The organism is Streptomyces sp. DS1-CR2 (assembly GCF_055760475.1).
This window is the reverse complement of the sequence record NZ_CM147085.1, coordinates 7,407,442-7,422,646: the sequence shown is the minus strand read 5'-3', so window position 1 is coordinate 7,422,646 and position 15,205 is coordinate 7,407,442. Positions and strand designations below refer to the sequence as shown.

The window sequence follows — 15,205 nt, the reverse complement described above, 5'->3', positions numbered from 1 at the left end:
CTCAGTTCCTCATCGCCGTGGGTTCGGCCGCGTGCTGGCGGGGCGCGGTCATCAGGTACGGGCGCACGCTCTTGACCAGCATGGCCATCTCGTAGCCGAGTACCGCGGCGTCGGCCTCACGCCCGGCGAGCACCGCGAGGCACGTGCCGGAGCCCGCCGTCGAGACGAACAGCAGGGTGGAGTCCAGCTCGACGACGACCTGCCGGACCTCACCCCCGTCCCCGAAACGGACGCCGGCGCTACGGCCGAGGGAGTAGAGCCCCGACGCCAGGGCCGCCATGTGGTCGGCGCTGTCGGCGTCGAGGCCGTGGACGGACTTGACCAGGCCGTCGGACGAGAGGAGGACGGCGCTGCGGGTGTGCGGCACACGCTGGACGAGGCCGCTCATCAGCCAGTCGAGATCGGACACATGACCCGTCGGCACATCGCTCGCCATGGGGGATCGACTCCTTGGTGGACTGCTGGGGGTGCGTTGACTGTGGGAAGTGCGGGACTGGTGGCGGCATGTGGCGGGTGCACAGCGGGCCTGCGCTCAGGGGGCGGGTGCTCAGGCGGCCGGAGCTCGGGCGGCCGGTGCTCGGGCGGCCGGTGCTCAGGCGGCCGGTGCTCAGGCGGCGGGCGAACGTCATCCGGCGGTGTCGCCCCCGTCGTGCCGTGAGTCCGGTTCGTAGGCGGCGAGTGACCCGGTGGCGGGCCCGTCGGCCGGCTCTGGACCGGCCTGAGGCAGGTCGCGCACGCCGAGGGCCGGGTCCCGCGTCTCGGCCGCCTCCGCGAGCCCGATGCCGCGCTGGAACGCCGCCATCAGGCCCGGGTCGTGCAGTACGGGCGCCTCGTTCTCGGGACGCTCCTGCCGCTGCGCCGGGCCACCCCTCAGCTGCGGCGCGAGGTGTTCCTGGACGCGCCGCCTGGGGAGTTGGGGCCGCCCCATGGTGCCGCGCACCGCGCCGTTGACCGGGGTCGGGGGGACGGGCGTGTGCTCCCCGGCGGCCTGCCGGTCCTCGGCCCGGATGCCGGGCAGCGCGTCGGCGGGTGTGCGCCGCTCGTCCCTGGCCGTACGCAGTGGGAGGGGCGGCGCGATCCCGTTCGCGCCGGGATGCCCTCTGTCGGAGGCGCCGCCCTGAGGCTGCCGCGGGACGACGGCCACGCCTGCGTGCGGGGGCTCGCGGGGCACAGGGGGTTGGTGCGGTGCCTCGTATGGCTGGGGGTCGGGCTGAGGGGGACGGTGGAGCTGGTTCTGTGGCTGGGGCTGCGGTTGCGGGCGGTGGGGCTGGGGCTGGTGCTGGGGCGGCTGTTCGAGCTGGTGCTGCCGCCCCTGCTGGCTCTGGTGTTGCGAGAGTCGCCGTTCATGCGCCTGGTGCCGCTGGTGCATGGTCTGCGCGCTGTCGTCCGTCGCGTCCGCGGCGCTCCGTGGCCTCGGCGCGGGCTCGCTCTCGTCGCCGCCGAGCAGGCTCTGCGGCACGACGAGGACCGCCTGCACACCACCGTAGATATTGCTCTGGAGCCGGACCGTGATGCCGTGCCGGCGGGCGAGCTGCGAGACGACGAAGAGGCCGATGCGCCCGTCCTGGAGGAGGCTCGCGACGTTGACCTGGTCCGGGTCGGCGAGCAGCGTGTTCATCTTGTTCTGCTCGGTTACGGGCATGCCGAGGCCGCGGTCCTCGACCTCGATGGCGAGACCGGACGTGACGGTGTTGGCGCGCAGCAGGACTTGGGTGTGCGGGGCCGAGAACACGGTGGCGTTCTCGACGAGTTCGGCGAGCAGGTGGATGCAGTCGGCGACGGCGTGTCCGCGCAGGGTGCCGTCGACCGGCGGGACGAGCTTGACCCGTGAGTACTGCTCGACCTCCGCTATGGCCGACCGCATGACCTCGGTCATGGAGACCGGGCAGCTCCACTGGCGGCGGGACACGGCGCCGCCGAGCACGGCCAGGTTCTCGGCGTGCCTGCGGATCCGGGTGGCGAGGTGGTCGACGTGGAACAGGCCCTTGAGCAGGTCGGGGTCCTCGACGTCGTTCTCGAGCTCGTCGAGGACCGAGATCTCTCGGTGCACGAGGGACTGCAGACGCCGGGCCAGATTGACGAAGACCTCGACCTTCTGTTCGCTGCCCGCGTGGCTGGAGAGCTGGGAGGCCTGGACGACGGCGGTGACGGCCACGTCCTGGGCACGCGTGATGTCCGCGGCCAGCGCGTCGAACTCGTCGCCGTCCGGGGCGACCACGGGGGGCTGCCTACGGGGCGGCGGCCCTTCACCCTTACGCAACTGCTCCACGAGACCGCGCAGTTCACCCTGCCCACGCGCGCTCGCACGGCGCAAAACGCCGACCCGTTCGCGTACGGTCCTGGCGGCGCGATCGGCGGCCACCGCGGCGATCACGATGCCGGCCAGGGTGACGAGGCACGCTCCGGCGAGGACGGCCCAGAGGGCGAGCCCGGGGCGGGCACCCGTGGAGCGGATGGTGAAGAGAACGGCCGCGCTGGCGCTCAGCGCGACGGCGAGCGGGGGCAGTACGCCAAGGCGCAGAAGCTGGGGCCGTATGTGGGTCTCGGGCTGCGGGGGGACGGACCGGCCACCCGGCCTGCCGTGCCGACCGCCCTCTCGGCGGTCTGCGCGGGGGGCCGGCGGGCGAAGGTGAGACATTCGGCGTCCTCGTACGTGGGGGCTCCTGCGGGTCGGCGCGAGGCGGGCAGGCGGCATCGCGCTCCCGGCCGGGAGCGGGTGGGAATGCCGCCGCTGCGTCGCTCAGCGAGCACACACGGTAGTCGGGCACGGCTCACATGCGGTGGGCAGTTGCCAAAGTCCGGCGGCCGAGATCCCGCTCTGGTATGAGGCTTCGTACGACAGACCGATAACAGGGCTGGACGCCCGACCGGTCATGGGTACGGGTGTTCCTTTAACCGAAAATGCGTCCTGTTCCGGTGCCCGCGGCACGCCCGATGTTCGAGGAGTCGGGCCAGGACAGCCCGTCGAGATCCGGGCTCTCACGCGCAAAGGTCCGGGTTCTCACCGGATTCCTCCGAGGATGCCCCGGCCTTCAGGCCGGGGAGGGATCGGACTCCTGCGGAGCAGGGCAGGAGAAGCCGATTCGCCGGCGGGGCGGATCGGCGTGCACCCGCCGTGGTGGTGAGGCAGCCCACGTTGGATCAGAGCTCTCAACTGTCAGTCCTCCCGGATAGGTTGCTGTTCATGACGACCGCGGCGCAGGAAACGGCAGGTGTCGGGCATGCCCGCTACACCTTCCGCCTTCGCGTGTCGTCCACCGCAACTGGCGCCCTCGAAGCGGAATGGGCGCGGTGCCGGTGGCTGTGGAACGAGTGCTGCGCCCGCTCGAAGAAGGCGCACGCCGCGAACGAGAAGTGCGGTCCGGCCCGGCTGGACAAGATGCTGACCGAGGCGCGTACCAGCATGGGCTGGCTGCGTGAAGGCTCCAGTGTTCCTCAGCAGCAGGTGATACGCGATTTCGCGAAGTCGCGGGCGAAGGCGCTGAAGGACATCAAGGCCGCTGTGCCGATGCGGCAGCGGGCCGGGATGCCCAAGTACAAGAAGAAGCACCAGGACGACCCGTCGCTGAACTACACCCGGCGGGGTTTTCGCCTCAAGGACGGCCGTCTGCACCTGGCGGGCGGCATCGTCGTGACGGTCGTGTGGTCGTGTGCTCTTCCCGAGCCGCCCTCCAGCGTCCGCGTCTACCGCGACAGCACCGGAGTTTGGTACGCGTCGTTCGTCGCCCGGGGCATGACCGAGACGCTGCCGGGAACCGGCCGGGTGATCGGGATCGACTGGGGTGTGAAGGAGACCGCGACCACTACCAGCGACGACCACGACCTTGCTCACCCGCAGCACGGGAAGAACGCCGCCCAGCGCTTGGCGCACTATCAGCGGATGATGTCCCGGCGTAAGCCGAAGCGTGGACATGCGGGATCGAAGGGCTACCGCGAGGCGAAGCGGCAGGCGGCGAAGCTGCACAAGAAGGTGGCCCGGCAGCGTCAGGACACCGCCCGCAAGTGGGCCAAGAAGGTCGTCCGTGACCATGACGCCCTGGCCGTGGAGGACTTCCGGCCGAAGTTCCTCGCGAAGTCCACCATGGCCAAGAAGGCCGCTGACGCGGCGATCGGCGCGACCAAGACAGCCCTGGTCGAGATGGGCCGTAAGCATGGCCGGTCCGTGCATCTGGTGCACCCGGCGCACACAACGATGGACTGCGCAGACTGCGGAGCGAGAACCAAGCACGCGCTGCCTCTCTCAGAACGAACGTATACGTGCACCACGTGCGGGGTGTCCCGGCCTCGGGACAAAAACTCGGCCCGTGTGATGCTCGTCCGGGCTGGTCTCTGTCCCGGCTAGTGCTGATCGTGTAAGACCTGCATCCCCGCCGGGGATCAGGCGACGTGAGCTAGGAATCCCCCTGCTTTAGCTGGGGGAGGTTTCAAAGGACGCTTGCCTGAGAGCCCAAGAGCCCGAACCTCGTGGACATGCTCAGACCGCCGGTACGGCCTCCTGCTCGCCGGAGCCGGCCCCGGCGCCCGCGCCGTTGCCGGCTGCCGTGCCGGGGTCCGGCCGGTCCGCCGGCTCCGCCTCGGGCCATCCTTCCGCCGGCTGCGTGGCGATGCCGCGCCACCACGGCTGGGCGGGCAGCGTCTCGGCCGTGGGTTCGAAGGGCTCGCCCGGGCACGGGAGCGCGACCTTGGCCCCGGCCCGCTGTCCCGCCGCGAGCGTGCCCTCGCCGGGCTCGGCCCACGGGTGCGGCGCCAGATTGAACGTGCCCCAGTGGATCGGCAGCATGGGCCCGCCGCCGGACCCTCCCTGGAGGTCGAGGTGGGCGCGCATGCCCTCCTCGGGACGCATGTGGATGTCGGGCCAGAAGTCGCTGTACGCGCCGATCTGGATCATCGTCGCGTCGAACGGCCCGTGCTCCGCGCCGATGTCCTTGAAGCCGGGGAAATAGCCGGTGTCACCGCTGTGGTAGACGCGGTGCTCGGGACCGGCGACGACCCAGGACGCCCACAAGGTGTGCTGCTCGTTGCGCAGGCCCCGGCCGCAGAAGTGGCGCGCGGGCGTGGCCGTCAGGGTCAGCCCCGCCACCTTCGTCGACTCGTTCCAGTCGAGCTCGCGGAGGCGGTCCGCGGGGACGCCCCAGTGCTCCAGGTGCGCGCCGACGCCGAGCGGCACCGCGAACACCGTGTCCGTGTCGGCCAGCGCCCGGATCGTGGGCAGGTCGAGGTGGTCGTAGTGGTCATGGGAGATCACCACCACGTCCACCGGGCCGAGCGCGGCGAGCGGCAGCGGTACGGGGTGCAGTCGCTTGGGGCCCGCGAAGTCGAACGGCGAGCAGCGCTCGCCCCAGACGGGGTCGAAGAGCACGCGGCTGCCGTCGATCTCGGCGAGGACGCTGGAGTGTCCCATCCAGGTGAGCCGCAGGCCGCTCGCCGGGGGCTTCGCGAGGTCGGCGAGCGTCGTGGAGTGCACGGGGACGGTGCCCGTGGGCGCCCGGCGGACGCGCCCCTCCTTGGCGAAGAAGACCCTCGCGAACTCGATCATGGAACCCGCGGGCCTGGTGCGTGCGCCCACCGGGTTCTGGAAGCTGCCGTCCGCGAAGTTCGGCGACCTCCGGATCCGCTCGAGTCGCTCTCCCGCCGGGTCCGCGCCGAAAGCGGCGGGCCGCAGCGGGCGGAGCCCGGAGCTCAGGGAACGTGACACAGCGCCTCCCGGTGGGTCGATCAGGGATTCCATTATGGGCGGCCCCGCTGACAGTGCCCGATCCGGGAGCCGGAAACACAAGGAATTCCAACGCGCGCCCCGGTTGCGTGGCGCCGACGTCACTCAGCGTCACGGTCGGCAGCCGGCTCGTATCGCGCTCGGACCACCCGCGCGCGGAGCGGGCGGAAGCGTCTTCGCCGTGGCGTCAGAAAACTGATCCATCATTCAGTAGCCGTTGCGTTGACACTGGTCTTCACCGCCTCGGATACTGACTGGCGATTCAGTAATCGGGTCTGTGACCCGCGCCGGTCGTGACCCCCTCGTCGGTATCCGTCAGTTTCTGGAGGCACCGTGTCAGAGCTCCCCATCGAGCTGGTCTCCCTCACCCCGGAGCAGCGGGACATCGTGGACCTCACGAGGACGTTCGCGCGTGAGGAGATCCGGCCGCGCGGGCGCGCCGTGGACGAGGCGGACGTGGAGACGCCCTGGGATCTGTGGCGCGCGGCCGCGAAAGTCGGCATCACCGGGTTCATGCTGCCCGAGGAGTACGGGGGTGGCGGGTTCACCGACGTGTTCACACAGGTCCTCGTCCAGGAAGAGCTGTGCGTGGGCGACCTGGGGATCGGCAATCTCCTCTGCTCGAACGGCTTCTTCGCCGACCCGGTCATGGAGCTCGGTACCGAGGAGCAGAAGCGCGCCTGGCTGACGCCGCTGGCAGGTGCCGACACCCCGATGACCTCGCTGGCGACGACCGAGCCGGGCTCCGGGTCCGACGCCGCGTCGATCGTGACGACCGCGACGCGCACGGCGGGCGGCTACCTCCTGAACGGCCAGAAGGCCTGGATCTCGAATGCGGGCGAGGCCGAGCAGTACGTCGTGTTCGCCAAGACGGACCCGTCGCAGCGCTCGCGCGGTGTCACGGCGTTCCTGCTGCGCAAGGGCGCCGAGGGGCTCACGTTCGGTGAGCCGATGCGCAAGATGGGCCAGCGCGCGATCGTGTGCCGTGAGGTGTTCTTCGCCGACGTGTTCGTGCCCGACGCCGACCGTCTCGGCGACGAGGGGCAGGGATTCGCCGGCCTCATGCGGACGTTCGACATCTCGCGCGCCGTTCTGGGCGCGGCCGCCACGGGTGTGGCGCGGGCCGCGTACGAGTACGCCCGTGACTACGCGCGCACGCGCGTGCAGTTCGGCAAGCCGATCATCGAGCACCAGGCCGTAGCGTTCCGCCTCGCGGACATGCGGACGCGGATCGAGCAGTCCCGACTGATGACGTGGCGTGCCGCGCGGCGCCTGGACGCCGGCCTTGACGCGACCGCCGAGGCGGCCATGGCCAAGCTGACCGCGTCGGAGACGGCGGCGTACTGCACCTGGGCGGCAGTGCAGACGCTCGGCGGCTGGGGCTACTCACGGGAGTTCCCGGTCGAGCAGTGGATGCGGGACGCCAAGCTCGAGGAGATCGAGGAAGGCACCTCCGACATCATGCGCCTGGTCATTTCGAGGTCGCTGTGACGGCGAAGACGGGGACTGAGGCGACGGTGACTGAGGCGACGGTGACTGAGCAGATGCGAACGTCGACCGGCGGCGAGGCGCTCGTCAGGGCACTCGCCGCCCATGGGGTCTCCACCGCGTTCGGCATACCGGGGACCCACAACCTGGAGATCTACCGGCACTTGGCGGCGTACGGCATCACGCATGTCGCGCCGCGTCACGAGCAGGGCGCCGGGTACGCGGCCGACGCCTACGCACGCGTGACGGGCGATCCCGGGGTGGCGATCACGACGACGGGTCCCGCTCTCCTGAACATCGCGGCCGCAGTGGGCCAGGCGTACTCGGACAGCGTGCCGCTGCTCGTGGTGTCGCCGGGCATGCCGCTGCGCCATCCGCGCCAGTCGACGGGCCTGTTGCACGAGATGCGCAGCCAGACGGAGGCGCTGCGGAACGTGGCGGCGTTCAGCCACCGGGTGTCCTCGGTGGAGGAGATCGGGGCGGCGGTGGCGCGGGCGTTCAGCCTGTTCCGTACGCAGAGGCCGCGGCCCGCGCACATCGAGGTGCCGCTCGACCTCCTCGAGGCGACGGAGCCCGCCGGGCCGGTACGGCGCGCTCCGCTGCTGGCGCCCCGTGCGGCCGACAGTGCGTCGCTCGACGCGGCGGCCGCGCTGCTCGCCGGTGCGGTGAGGCCCGGCCTGGTCCTTGGCGGTGGCGCACGGGGTGCGGCCGAGCAATGCCGGGCTCTGGCCGAGCAGTTGGGCGCTCCGGTTGCGACCACGGCCAACGGCAAGGGCATCGTCGACGAACGTCATCCGCTCGCCCTCGGAGTGTCCCTGCACAGCGCCTCCGTACAGAAGTGGCTGGCCGACTGCGACGTCGTGCTCGCCGTCGGGACGGAACTCGCCGAGTCGGACCTGTGGTCCGCGCCGCCGGCGCTCGGCGGCCGGCTGATCCGCGTGGACGTCGATCCGGCGCAGATGTACGCGGGTGTGCCCGCGGACGTGGCTCTGGCGGGCGACGCGCAGGCCACGGTGCAGGCACTGAAGGAGCGGCTCGCCAAGGTGCCCGGACCCGCGGCCACGGACGCGGCAGCACGGACCACGGCCGCCGTGCTCGCCTCCCGAAATGACGAGACACGCGCGCGTGACGCCCGTTGGGTCCCGTATCTCGAAGCGATCAGAAGCGTCCTCGCGGCCGATGCCGTGCTCACCTCCGACAGTGCGCAGTGCTGCTACTACGGCGCGCTCCCGCACCTCCCGATCGGCCCCGAGGGGCGCTATCTGCACCCCACCGGGTTCGGCACGCTCGGCTACGCGCTGCCCGCCGCGATCGGCGCGAAGACCGCCTGCCCCGACCGGCAGGTGGTCGCGATCAGCGGGGACGGCGGGCTCCAGTTCTCCGTGCAGGAGCTGGCCACGGCCGCACAGCTCCAACTCCCGCTCCCTGTCGTCGTGTTCGACAACGGCGGTTACGGCGAGATCCGCGACGAGATGGCCGCGCGCGGCGACACACCGGCCGCCGTCGACCACGCGCGCGTGGACCTGCCCGGCCTCGCGCGGGCCTTCGGGGGCAGGGGCGCCCCCGCGCACTCCCCCGGCGAACTCGCCGCGCTCCTGACCCAGGCCCTGGCCACCCCCGGACCCACCCTGATCACCGTCCCCGAGGAGGAGACCGCATGACCGCGCCCGCCACCCCCCTGATGTCGCTCACCTGGACCGACCACGTCACCGGCAGGCACGGCTACCTCGTCGTCGACCGGCTGGTGCGCGGCGTGTCCAGCGGCGGGCTGCGGATGCGCCGGGGCTGCACGCTCGACGAGGTCGCGGGCCTCGCGCGCGGGATGACGATGAAGGAGGCCCTGCACTACAACCCTCAGGGCCGCTACATCCCCCTGGGCGGTGCCAAGGGCGGCATCGACTGCGACCCGCAGGACCCGGAGGCGTACGGCGTCCTCGTGCGCTATCTGCGCGCCATGCGGCCCTACATCGAGTCCTTCTGGACGACCGGCGAGGACCTGGGGCTCACCCAGGACCTCGTCGACAAGGCGGCCGAGGAGGCCGGGCTCGTCTCGTCCATCCAGGCCGTCTACCCGCTGCTGGACGACGAGTCGGCCGCGCGCCGGCGCCTCGCAGACGCCTTCGCGGTCGACGTCGACGGCATCGGCCTCGACGAGCTCGTCGGCGGCTGCGGGGTCGCCGAGTCGGTGCTCGCGGCCCTGGACCGCGCGGGCGTCCCGTACGAGGGCACCCGGGTGTCCGTGCAGGGCCTGGGCACCATGGGCGGGGCGACCGCCCGGTTCCTGGCGCGCGCGGGTCTGCGGGTCGTGGCGGTCGCTGATGTGAAGGGGACCGTCGCCAACCCCGAAGGCCTGGACGTGGAGGCGCTCCTCACCGCCCGTGACGCCTACGGGACGGTGGACCGCTCGGCGCTGCGCGAGGCCGACCGTGAACTGCCGGGCGACGCCTGGCTGTCGGCCGACGCCGAGGTCCTCGTCCCCGCCGCCGTGTCGTACGCGGTGGACGCAGCGAACCAGGAACTGATCTCGGCGCGCTGGATCGTCGAAGCCGCCAACATGCCCGTACTGCCCGAGGCGGAGGAACTGCTCGCCCCGCGCGGCATCACCGTCCTGCCCGACGTCGTCGTCAACTCCGGTACGAACGCCTGGTGGTGGTGGACATTGTTCGGGGACATCGAGGCCGACGCGGACGAGGCGTTCGCGTACACGCGGCGCTCCATGCGCGCGCTGATCGACCAGATGCTGGCGCGTGCCGAGGCCGACGGGACGACGCCGCGTGCCGCCGCGCACGCGATCGTCGCGGACCGGCTGCCGGTGATCGCGGAGCGGTTCGGGTGGTACAGGTGACGCCTCCCCCGCCGGACGCCGGTGCGCACGCGCGCGTGGGCCTCGACGCGCTCTTCGACCCCCGGTCGGTCGCCGTCGTCGGGGCGTCCGACAACCCGGAGAAGTGGGGCTACTGGCTGGCGTCGGGAGCTCTCTCGGGCCGCGACCGCCGGTCCGTCCACCTCGTCAACCACCGCGGCGGCACCCTGGACGGTGAACCGTTCCTGCCGGACCTCACGTCGCTGCCCGTACCGCCCGAGCACGTCGTCGTCGCCGTGCCGCCCCGCCATGTGCGGCCGGTGGTCACGGACGGGCTCGCGGCGGGCGCCCGGTGCTTCACCGTGATCACGTCGGGCGGCGCCACCGCCGAGGAGGAGCGGGCGCTCGCCGAGCTCGTCACGGCCCGGGGAGCGCGGCTGCTCGGCCCGAACTGCATGGGCGTGGTGGACACGACGAGCGAACTGCGCCTCAGCTGGGGCGAGTTCCCCTCGGGCGGCCTCGGTCTCGTGTCCCAGAGCGGCAACCTCGCCCTGGAGATCGGCCGTCTCCTCGCGCGCGCCGGGCAGGGCTTCTCCCGGTTCGTCTCGCTGGGCAATCAGCGGGACATCGACGCGGCGGACGCCCTGGAGTCGCTGATCACGCACGAGCCCACCAGAGCGCTCGCCGCGTACATCGAGGACTTCCGCGACGGCCGGCGTCTCGCGCGGGTCCTGGCGGCCGCGCACGCCGCCGGTAAGCCCGTCCTGCTCCTGACCGTGGGGCGCAGCGCAGCGTCCGGGCGCGCCGCCGCGTCCCACACCGGCGCCCTGGTGAGCGCGCGCGCCACGGTGGAGGCGGTGTGCCGTGACGCCGGCGCCCTGCTGCTCGACACGGCCGGCGAACTGGTGGACGCGGCGGTGTACTTGCTGGCACAGGGCGTACGCCATCGGAGTGCGGGTCACGCTGTGGCCGGTGCGCCGCCCCAGCTGCGCAGCGTCGCCGTGGTCGGGGACAGCGGCGGCCAAGGCGCCCTCGCCGCCGACGCGTTCGCCGCTCAAGGCATCGACGTGCCCGCCCTCGCGGACGGCACGCGCGAGGCGGTGGCGGAGCAGCTCCCGGGCGGGGCCGGGTGCGGCAACCCTGTGGACCTGGCGGGCGCGGGTGAGGCCGATCTCGGCAACTACGCGCGCGTGGCGGGCACCCTGCTGCACTCGGGGGACGCCGACGCCGTCGTCCTCACGGGCTACTTCGGCGACTACGCGACCGCCAACCCGGCCCAGACGGAACGCGAATGCGAGGTGGCACACGCCCTCGCGGACGCCGCCGTCGACTCCGGGCGCGCCCTCGTGGTGCACACGATGGCCCGCGACACCCCGGCCCTGACTGTCCTCCGGCAGCGCGGTGTGCCCGTCTACGAGCGCATCGAGCAGGCCGCGACCGCCGTCGCGGCGGCGGCCCGCCTCACAGAGCCTGCTCTCGTGGGCGAGGATCCGCCGGCCACGGCGACGTACCGGCTGGCGGACGCCGGTTACGAGAGCGTGCGGGAGCTGCTCGCCTCTTATCAACTCGCCTTCCCTGCAGCCGAGTTCGTGACCGATACGGACGAAGCCGTGGAGGCGGCGGAGCACCGTACGGGGTATCCGCTCGTCCTCAAGGCGATGGGGCTCGCGCACAAGACCGAGGCCGGCGGGGTCGCCCTGTCGATTTCCGACGCCGACGCCCTGCGCGCCGCGTTCACGCGTATGAAGTCGACGACAGGTGCTGACCGTTACGCCGTGGAGGCCATGGCCACACCGCCGTACGGACACGAACTGATCGTCGGCGTGCGACGCGACCCGTCGTTCGGGCCCGTCGTCATGGTCGGCGTCGGAGGGGTGACCGCCGAACTGCTCGCCGACACAGCACTGGCCCTCGCACCCCTGACACCCGCACGCGCGCGTGCCCTGCTCCTGCGGCTGCGGCACGCACCGTTGCTGACGGGCTGGCGCGGCGCGCCCGGAGCGCATCTGGAGGCGGCCGCCGCCGCCGTGTGCGCGGTCGCGCGGGCCGCCGTCGACCATCCCGAACTGGCCGAACTGGAGGTCAATCCGCTGCTCGTGCACCCGGGAGGCGCGATCGCTCTGGACGCGCACGGAGTGCTCGACCAGGCCGGCACCTCACCGACGCCCTTCCATGGCGTCGGCGAGGAGGGCGGCGGTCTCCTGGTCGAGCGGTAGGAACGCCTCCAGCTTCAGCTCGGCGAGCGTGACGTCGACCGCCGCCCCGAAGTGGGTGAGCGTGCTCAGTAGGCGCAGCTCACCGCGTTCCTACGCAGCCGCAGCGGGACGGCGAAGCCGAGACAGTCCGGACCGGCCTTTCGGGGCCGGTCCGGCAGCATGTCCTCCAGTTCGGCGACCAGCTCCGTAAGAGCTCGGTTGGAATTGCGGACGGACTCGTCGTGCAGTCCGTCGATGACATGCCAGGCCCACTCGTCCAGGTTCACGATCCGCGACGCGAGGCCGCGCGGATGCAGCAGCACGCGCGCGGCGCGTACACGTTCAGGGCTACGGCCGCGCGTGCAGCAGTTGAACGACGTCGTCACGTTCCGCTGGGAATCGGTTCTCACGCGAAGCGGCGAAGTGACGGGCGGGGGTCTGGAGTTCGTCGTCGTGGCGGAGGACGGGCGCATCGTGCGCGACTACCAGTTCGTGGGCGTGTGACGCGACAGATCGCCCGTCGGGATCCGGCACGCCGGAGGGCCTTCCCCGCCACGGGGAAGGCCCTCCGTTGCGCGCGAGCGCGCTCTCTACTTGCTCACGCGCCTGCGCGTCCTCGCGCCCATCGCGTAGAAGACGAGCCCGATGCCGACGAAGAGCAGCAGGGGCAGCACCTGGCTCAGTGTGTACTGGGCGCGCTCACCGGCGAACGACTCAGGCAGTGAGTCCGCCGCGCTGCCCGCCGAGCCGAACCAGCCGACCCCGAAGCCCGGCCAGATCAGCACGATCACGGTGAACGCCACGAACCCGGTGGCGAGGACGCTCACGACCCACGCGCCCACGCGTCCGCCCGGGACGGCGTACGGGCGTGGCGTGTCCGGGTACTTGCGGCGCAGCACGGCGAGGCTGGGGAACGTGATGACGTACGAGATGAAGGTGGTGCAGATCGTCAGGCCGAGGCCCGCCGCGAAGTACTTCTCGCCGTTGCCGCCCGTGAGGTTGAGGGCGACCACGAAGAGGATCGAGCCGAGCACCGCGGAGAGCAGGTTCACCCGCACCGGCGTCCCGTGCTTCTCGGAGATGCGGCCGAGCCACGCCGGACCCGCGCCGTCCGCACAGGCGACGGCCTGCGCGCGGTGGGCGCCCATGGCCCAGGTGACGCCCGAGGTGAGCAGGCCGATGATCAGGCCCGCCGCGGCGACCCCGCCGAATACGGAGCCGAGGCCCGTGAGCGTGACCGTGCCGTCGGCCGCGATCGAACCGCCGTAGACCGTGAAAACGGCCTTGCAGGCGTCGATGAAACCGCCGAGGCTGCCGATCTCCTGGCTGGGCAGCACAAGGAGGATGCCGAGGATCGGGCCGCCGTAGAGGAGGACGGCCGCGAAGCCGGAGCGCAGGATCGACAGGGGGATGTCGCGCCGCGGGTTCGTCATCTCCTCGGCCGCGGAGCTGGGCAGTTCGAAGCCGACGTAGTTGAAGATCAGGACCGGGACCAGCGCCACGAAACCGGCGTACGTCGGGACGAACTCCCCCGCGGGCAGCGCGTGTACCCCGTGCTGGACGGCGAACACCACCACGGAGATCAGGAAGAACCCGAGGAGCACGATCCGGGCGACGGCGCCCGCGATGGGCACCCACTTGCCGATCCGCACGGACTGTACGACGGCCAGTGCGCCGCCCCAGATGAAGACGAGGCCGGCCGCGTACTTCCACAATCCCGGCAGCGGGGTGAAGAACTCCTCCCACGTGGTGAGCGCGATGATGCACAGACTGCCGCCCACCCAGACGGGGTTGGAGATCCAGTACAGGAGCTGATTCACACCGGCGACGAGCCGCCCGAACGCCAGGCGCGTCCACACGTAGGGGCCGCCCTGCACGGGGAAGGCCGAGCCGAGTTCGGCCACGAGCAGCCCGTACGGGAGGAAGAAGGCGAGGGCGAGGATCGCCATCCAGGTCAGGCCCTGGGGACCCTGCGCGGCCACGGAGCCGATCGTGTCGAGGCCGACCAGGGTGCAGATCAGGAAGAACAGCACGTCCAGCCTGCGCAGGTCCTTCTTGAGCCTGGAACGCTGTTCACTCCATCCCTGCGACAGGTCGGGCAGGTCGGGCGCGCCCGTGGCGGACGGCTCGGTCGGCGGTATCGGCGGCGCTTGGGTCACGGGGAAACTCCTGCTGCACGGCTGGGCACGGGCGTGACAGTTGTTCTTGAGACGGCCTATTGACTGAACGGCCAGTCAGTAAGCGAGACTGTGACGGGCACCACTGGGCAGTGTCAAGAGTCCTGCACGAGGCGTTCACACCGGGTTCGTCGCCCGGCACCCGACGCCGGTGCCCGTGTGTAGGGTTACCGCGTGGCAAGAGTGCGGTTGAGCGTGGCCGAGCGGCGCGAAGAGTTGCTGGGGGCCGCCATCGAACAGATCGAGGCGCGGGGCGTGGCAGCCGTGCGCATCGCCGACGTCGCCGCGGCGCTCGGGGTGAGCAACGCGCTGGTTCTGTACCACTTCTCGACGAAGGAAAAGCTCGTCGCGGCCGCGTTCGCGCACGCCGCCGAGGGAGACCTGGCGCATCTGCGCAAGCTGCTCGGCAAGCGCACGACGGCGCTGCGCCGGCTGCGCTCGGCCGTGCGCTGGTACGCGCCGACGGGGCAGGCCAAGGGGTGGCGACTGTGGATCGAGGGCTGGTCCGCGGCGTTGCGTGAGCCCGCGCTGCGGGCGGTCACCCGCGACCTGGACAAGCAGTGGAAGGCGGCGCTCAGCGAGGTCGTCGCGGAGGGCGTGGCGGCGGGCGAGTTCCGCTGCCCGGACCCGGCGGGCGCCGCGCTGCGCCTGACGGCGCTCCTCGACGGGCTCGCGGTGCAGATGACCGCGTACACGGGGACGGTCTCGCGGGCGCGCATGCAGGAGTGGGTGGACGACGCGCTGGCCCGGGAGCTGGGACTTGAGCGGGCGGACCTGACGGCTACGACTACGACTACGACTACGACGTCAGGCTGACGGCGGCGCGACG

The 15,205-nt window shown here is 71.8% G+C and carries 11 protein-coding genes and 1 pseudogene; 7 read left to right on the top strand and 5 right to left on the bottom strand.

Annotated features, from left to right (window positions below):
* Nucleotide 1 precedes the first annotated feature (1 nt).
* The gene (locus ACY0PA_RS34825; protein ID WP_100591713.1) at nucleotides 2-436 is read right to left on the bottom strand and encodes a roadblock/LC7 domain-containing protein; all 435 of its coding nucleotides are present in this window, start codon (nucleotides 434-436) and stop codon (nucleotides 2-4) included.
* Between the two features lie 189 nt (nucleotides 437-625).
* Nucleotides 626-2,638 (bottom strand): sensor histidine kinase, encoded by a 2,013-nt coding sequence (locus ACY0PA_RS34820; protein ID WP_473081404.1) that lies wholly within the window; start codon nucleotides 2,636-2,638, stop codon nucleotides 626-628.
* 546 nt (nucleotides 2,639-3,184) lie between these two features.
* On the opposite strand from ACY0PA_RS34820, the pseudogene ACY0PA_RS34815 reads away from it, so the two are divergent.
* Nucleotides 3,185-4,412: pseudogene (locus ACY0PA_RS34815) on the top strand (RNA-guided endonuclease InsQ/TnpB family protein).
* Nucleotides 4,413-4,474: 62 nt separating this feature from the next.
* On the opposite strand, the gene ACY0PA_RS34810 reads toward ACY0PA_RS34815, so the two are convergent.
* Nucleotides 4,475-5,728, bottom strand: coding sequence for an MBL fold metallo-hydrolase (locus tag ACY0PA_RS34810; protein ID WP_473081403.1), 1,254 nt, complete (start codon nucleotides 5,726-5,728; stop codon nucleotides 4,475-4,477).
* A 318-nt stretch (nucleotides 5,729-6,046) separates the two neighbouring features.
* Between ACY0PA_RS34810 and ACY0PA_RS34805 the strand changes: the two genes are divergently transcribed.
* Genes ACY0PA_RS34805 through ACY0PA_RS34790 form a run of 4 tightly spaced genes read left to right on the top strand, consistent with a single transcriptional unit; the run spans nucleotide 6,047 to nucleotide 12,220 of the window.
* Complete coding sequence (locus tag ACY0PA_RS34805; RefSeq protein WP_473081402.1) at nucleotides 6,047-7,204, top strand: acyl-CoA dehydrogenase family protein; 1,158 nt, start codon at nucleotides 6,047-6,049, stop codon at nucleotides 7,202-7,204.
* 53 nt (nucleotides 7,205-7,257) lie between these two features.
* Nucleotides 7,258-8,862, top strand: coding sequence for a 5-guanidino-2-oxopentanoate decarboxylase (locus ACY0PA_RS34800; RefSeq protein WP_473081401.1), 1,605 nt, complete (start codon nucleotides 7,258-7,260; stop codon nucleotides 8,860-8,862).
* Nucleotides 8,859-10,046, top strand: a complete 1,188-nt coding sequence (locus tag ACY0PA_RS34795) for a glutamate dehydrogenase (RefSeq protein WP_473081400.1) — start codon at nucleotides 8,859-8,861, stop codon at nucleotides 10,044-10,046. The genes ACY0PA_RS34800 and ACY0PA_RS34795 overlap by 4 nt, the downstream gene beginning before the upstream one ends.
* Entirely contained in the window at nucleotides 10,043-12,220 is a 2,178-nt protein-coding gene (locus tag ACY0PA_RS34790) for an acetate--CoA ligase family protein (RefSeq protein WP_473081399.1), read from the top strand. Before ACY0PA_RS34795 ends, ACY0PA_RS34790 begins: the two co-directional genes overlap by 4 nt.
* 65 nt (nucleotides 12,221-12,285) lie before the next feature.
* Here the strand turns inward: ACY0PA_RS34790 and ACY0PA_RS34785 are convergent, their stop codons facing one another.
* Nucleotides 12,286-12,522: a hypothetical protein gene (locus ACY0PA_RS34785; RefSeq protein WP_473081398.1), complete on the bottom strand. Its 237-nt coding sequence runs from the start codon at nucleotides 12,520-12,522 to the stop codon at nucleotides 12,286-12,288.
* 37 nt (nucleotides 12,523-12,559) lie between these two features.
* Between ACY0PA_RS34785 and ACY0PA_RS34780 the strand changes: the two genes are divergently transcribed.
* Nucleotides 12,560-12,703: a hypothetical protein gene (locus tag ACY0PA_RS34780; RefSeq protein WP_473081397.1), complete on the top strand. Its 144-nt coding sequence runs from the start codon at nucleotides 12,560-12,562 to the stop codon at nucleotides 12,701-12,703.
* A gap of 86 nt (nucleotides 12,704-12,789) precedes the next feature.
* Here ACY0PA_RS34780 and ACY0PA_RS34775 read toward each other — a convergent pair whose 3' ends face one another.
* Nucleotides 12,790-14,358 carry an APC family permease gene (locus ACY0PA_RS34775; protein WP_473081396.1) on the bottom strand — a complete coding sequence of 523 codons (1,569 nt, stop codon included), beginning with the start codon at nucleotides 14,356-14,358 and terminating at the stop codon, nucleotides 12,790-12,792.
* A 192-nt stretch (nucleotides 14,359-14,550) separates the two neighbouring features.
* Between ACY0PA_RS34775 and ACY0PA_RS34770 the strand changes: the two genes are divergently transcribed.
* A complete protein-coding gene (locus ACY0PA_RS34770; RefSeq protein ID WP_473081395.1) occupies nucleotides 14,551-15,192 on the top strand; it encodes a TetR/AcrR family transcriptional regulator in 642 nt (213 codons plus the stop codon).
* The last annotated feature ends 13 nt before the right edge of the window (nucleotides 15,193-15,205 follow it).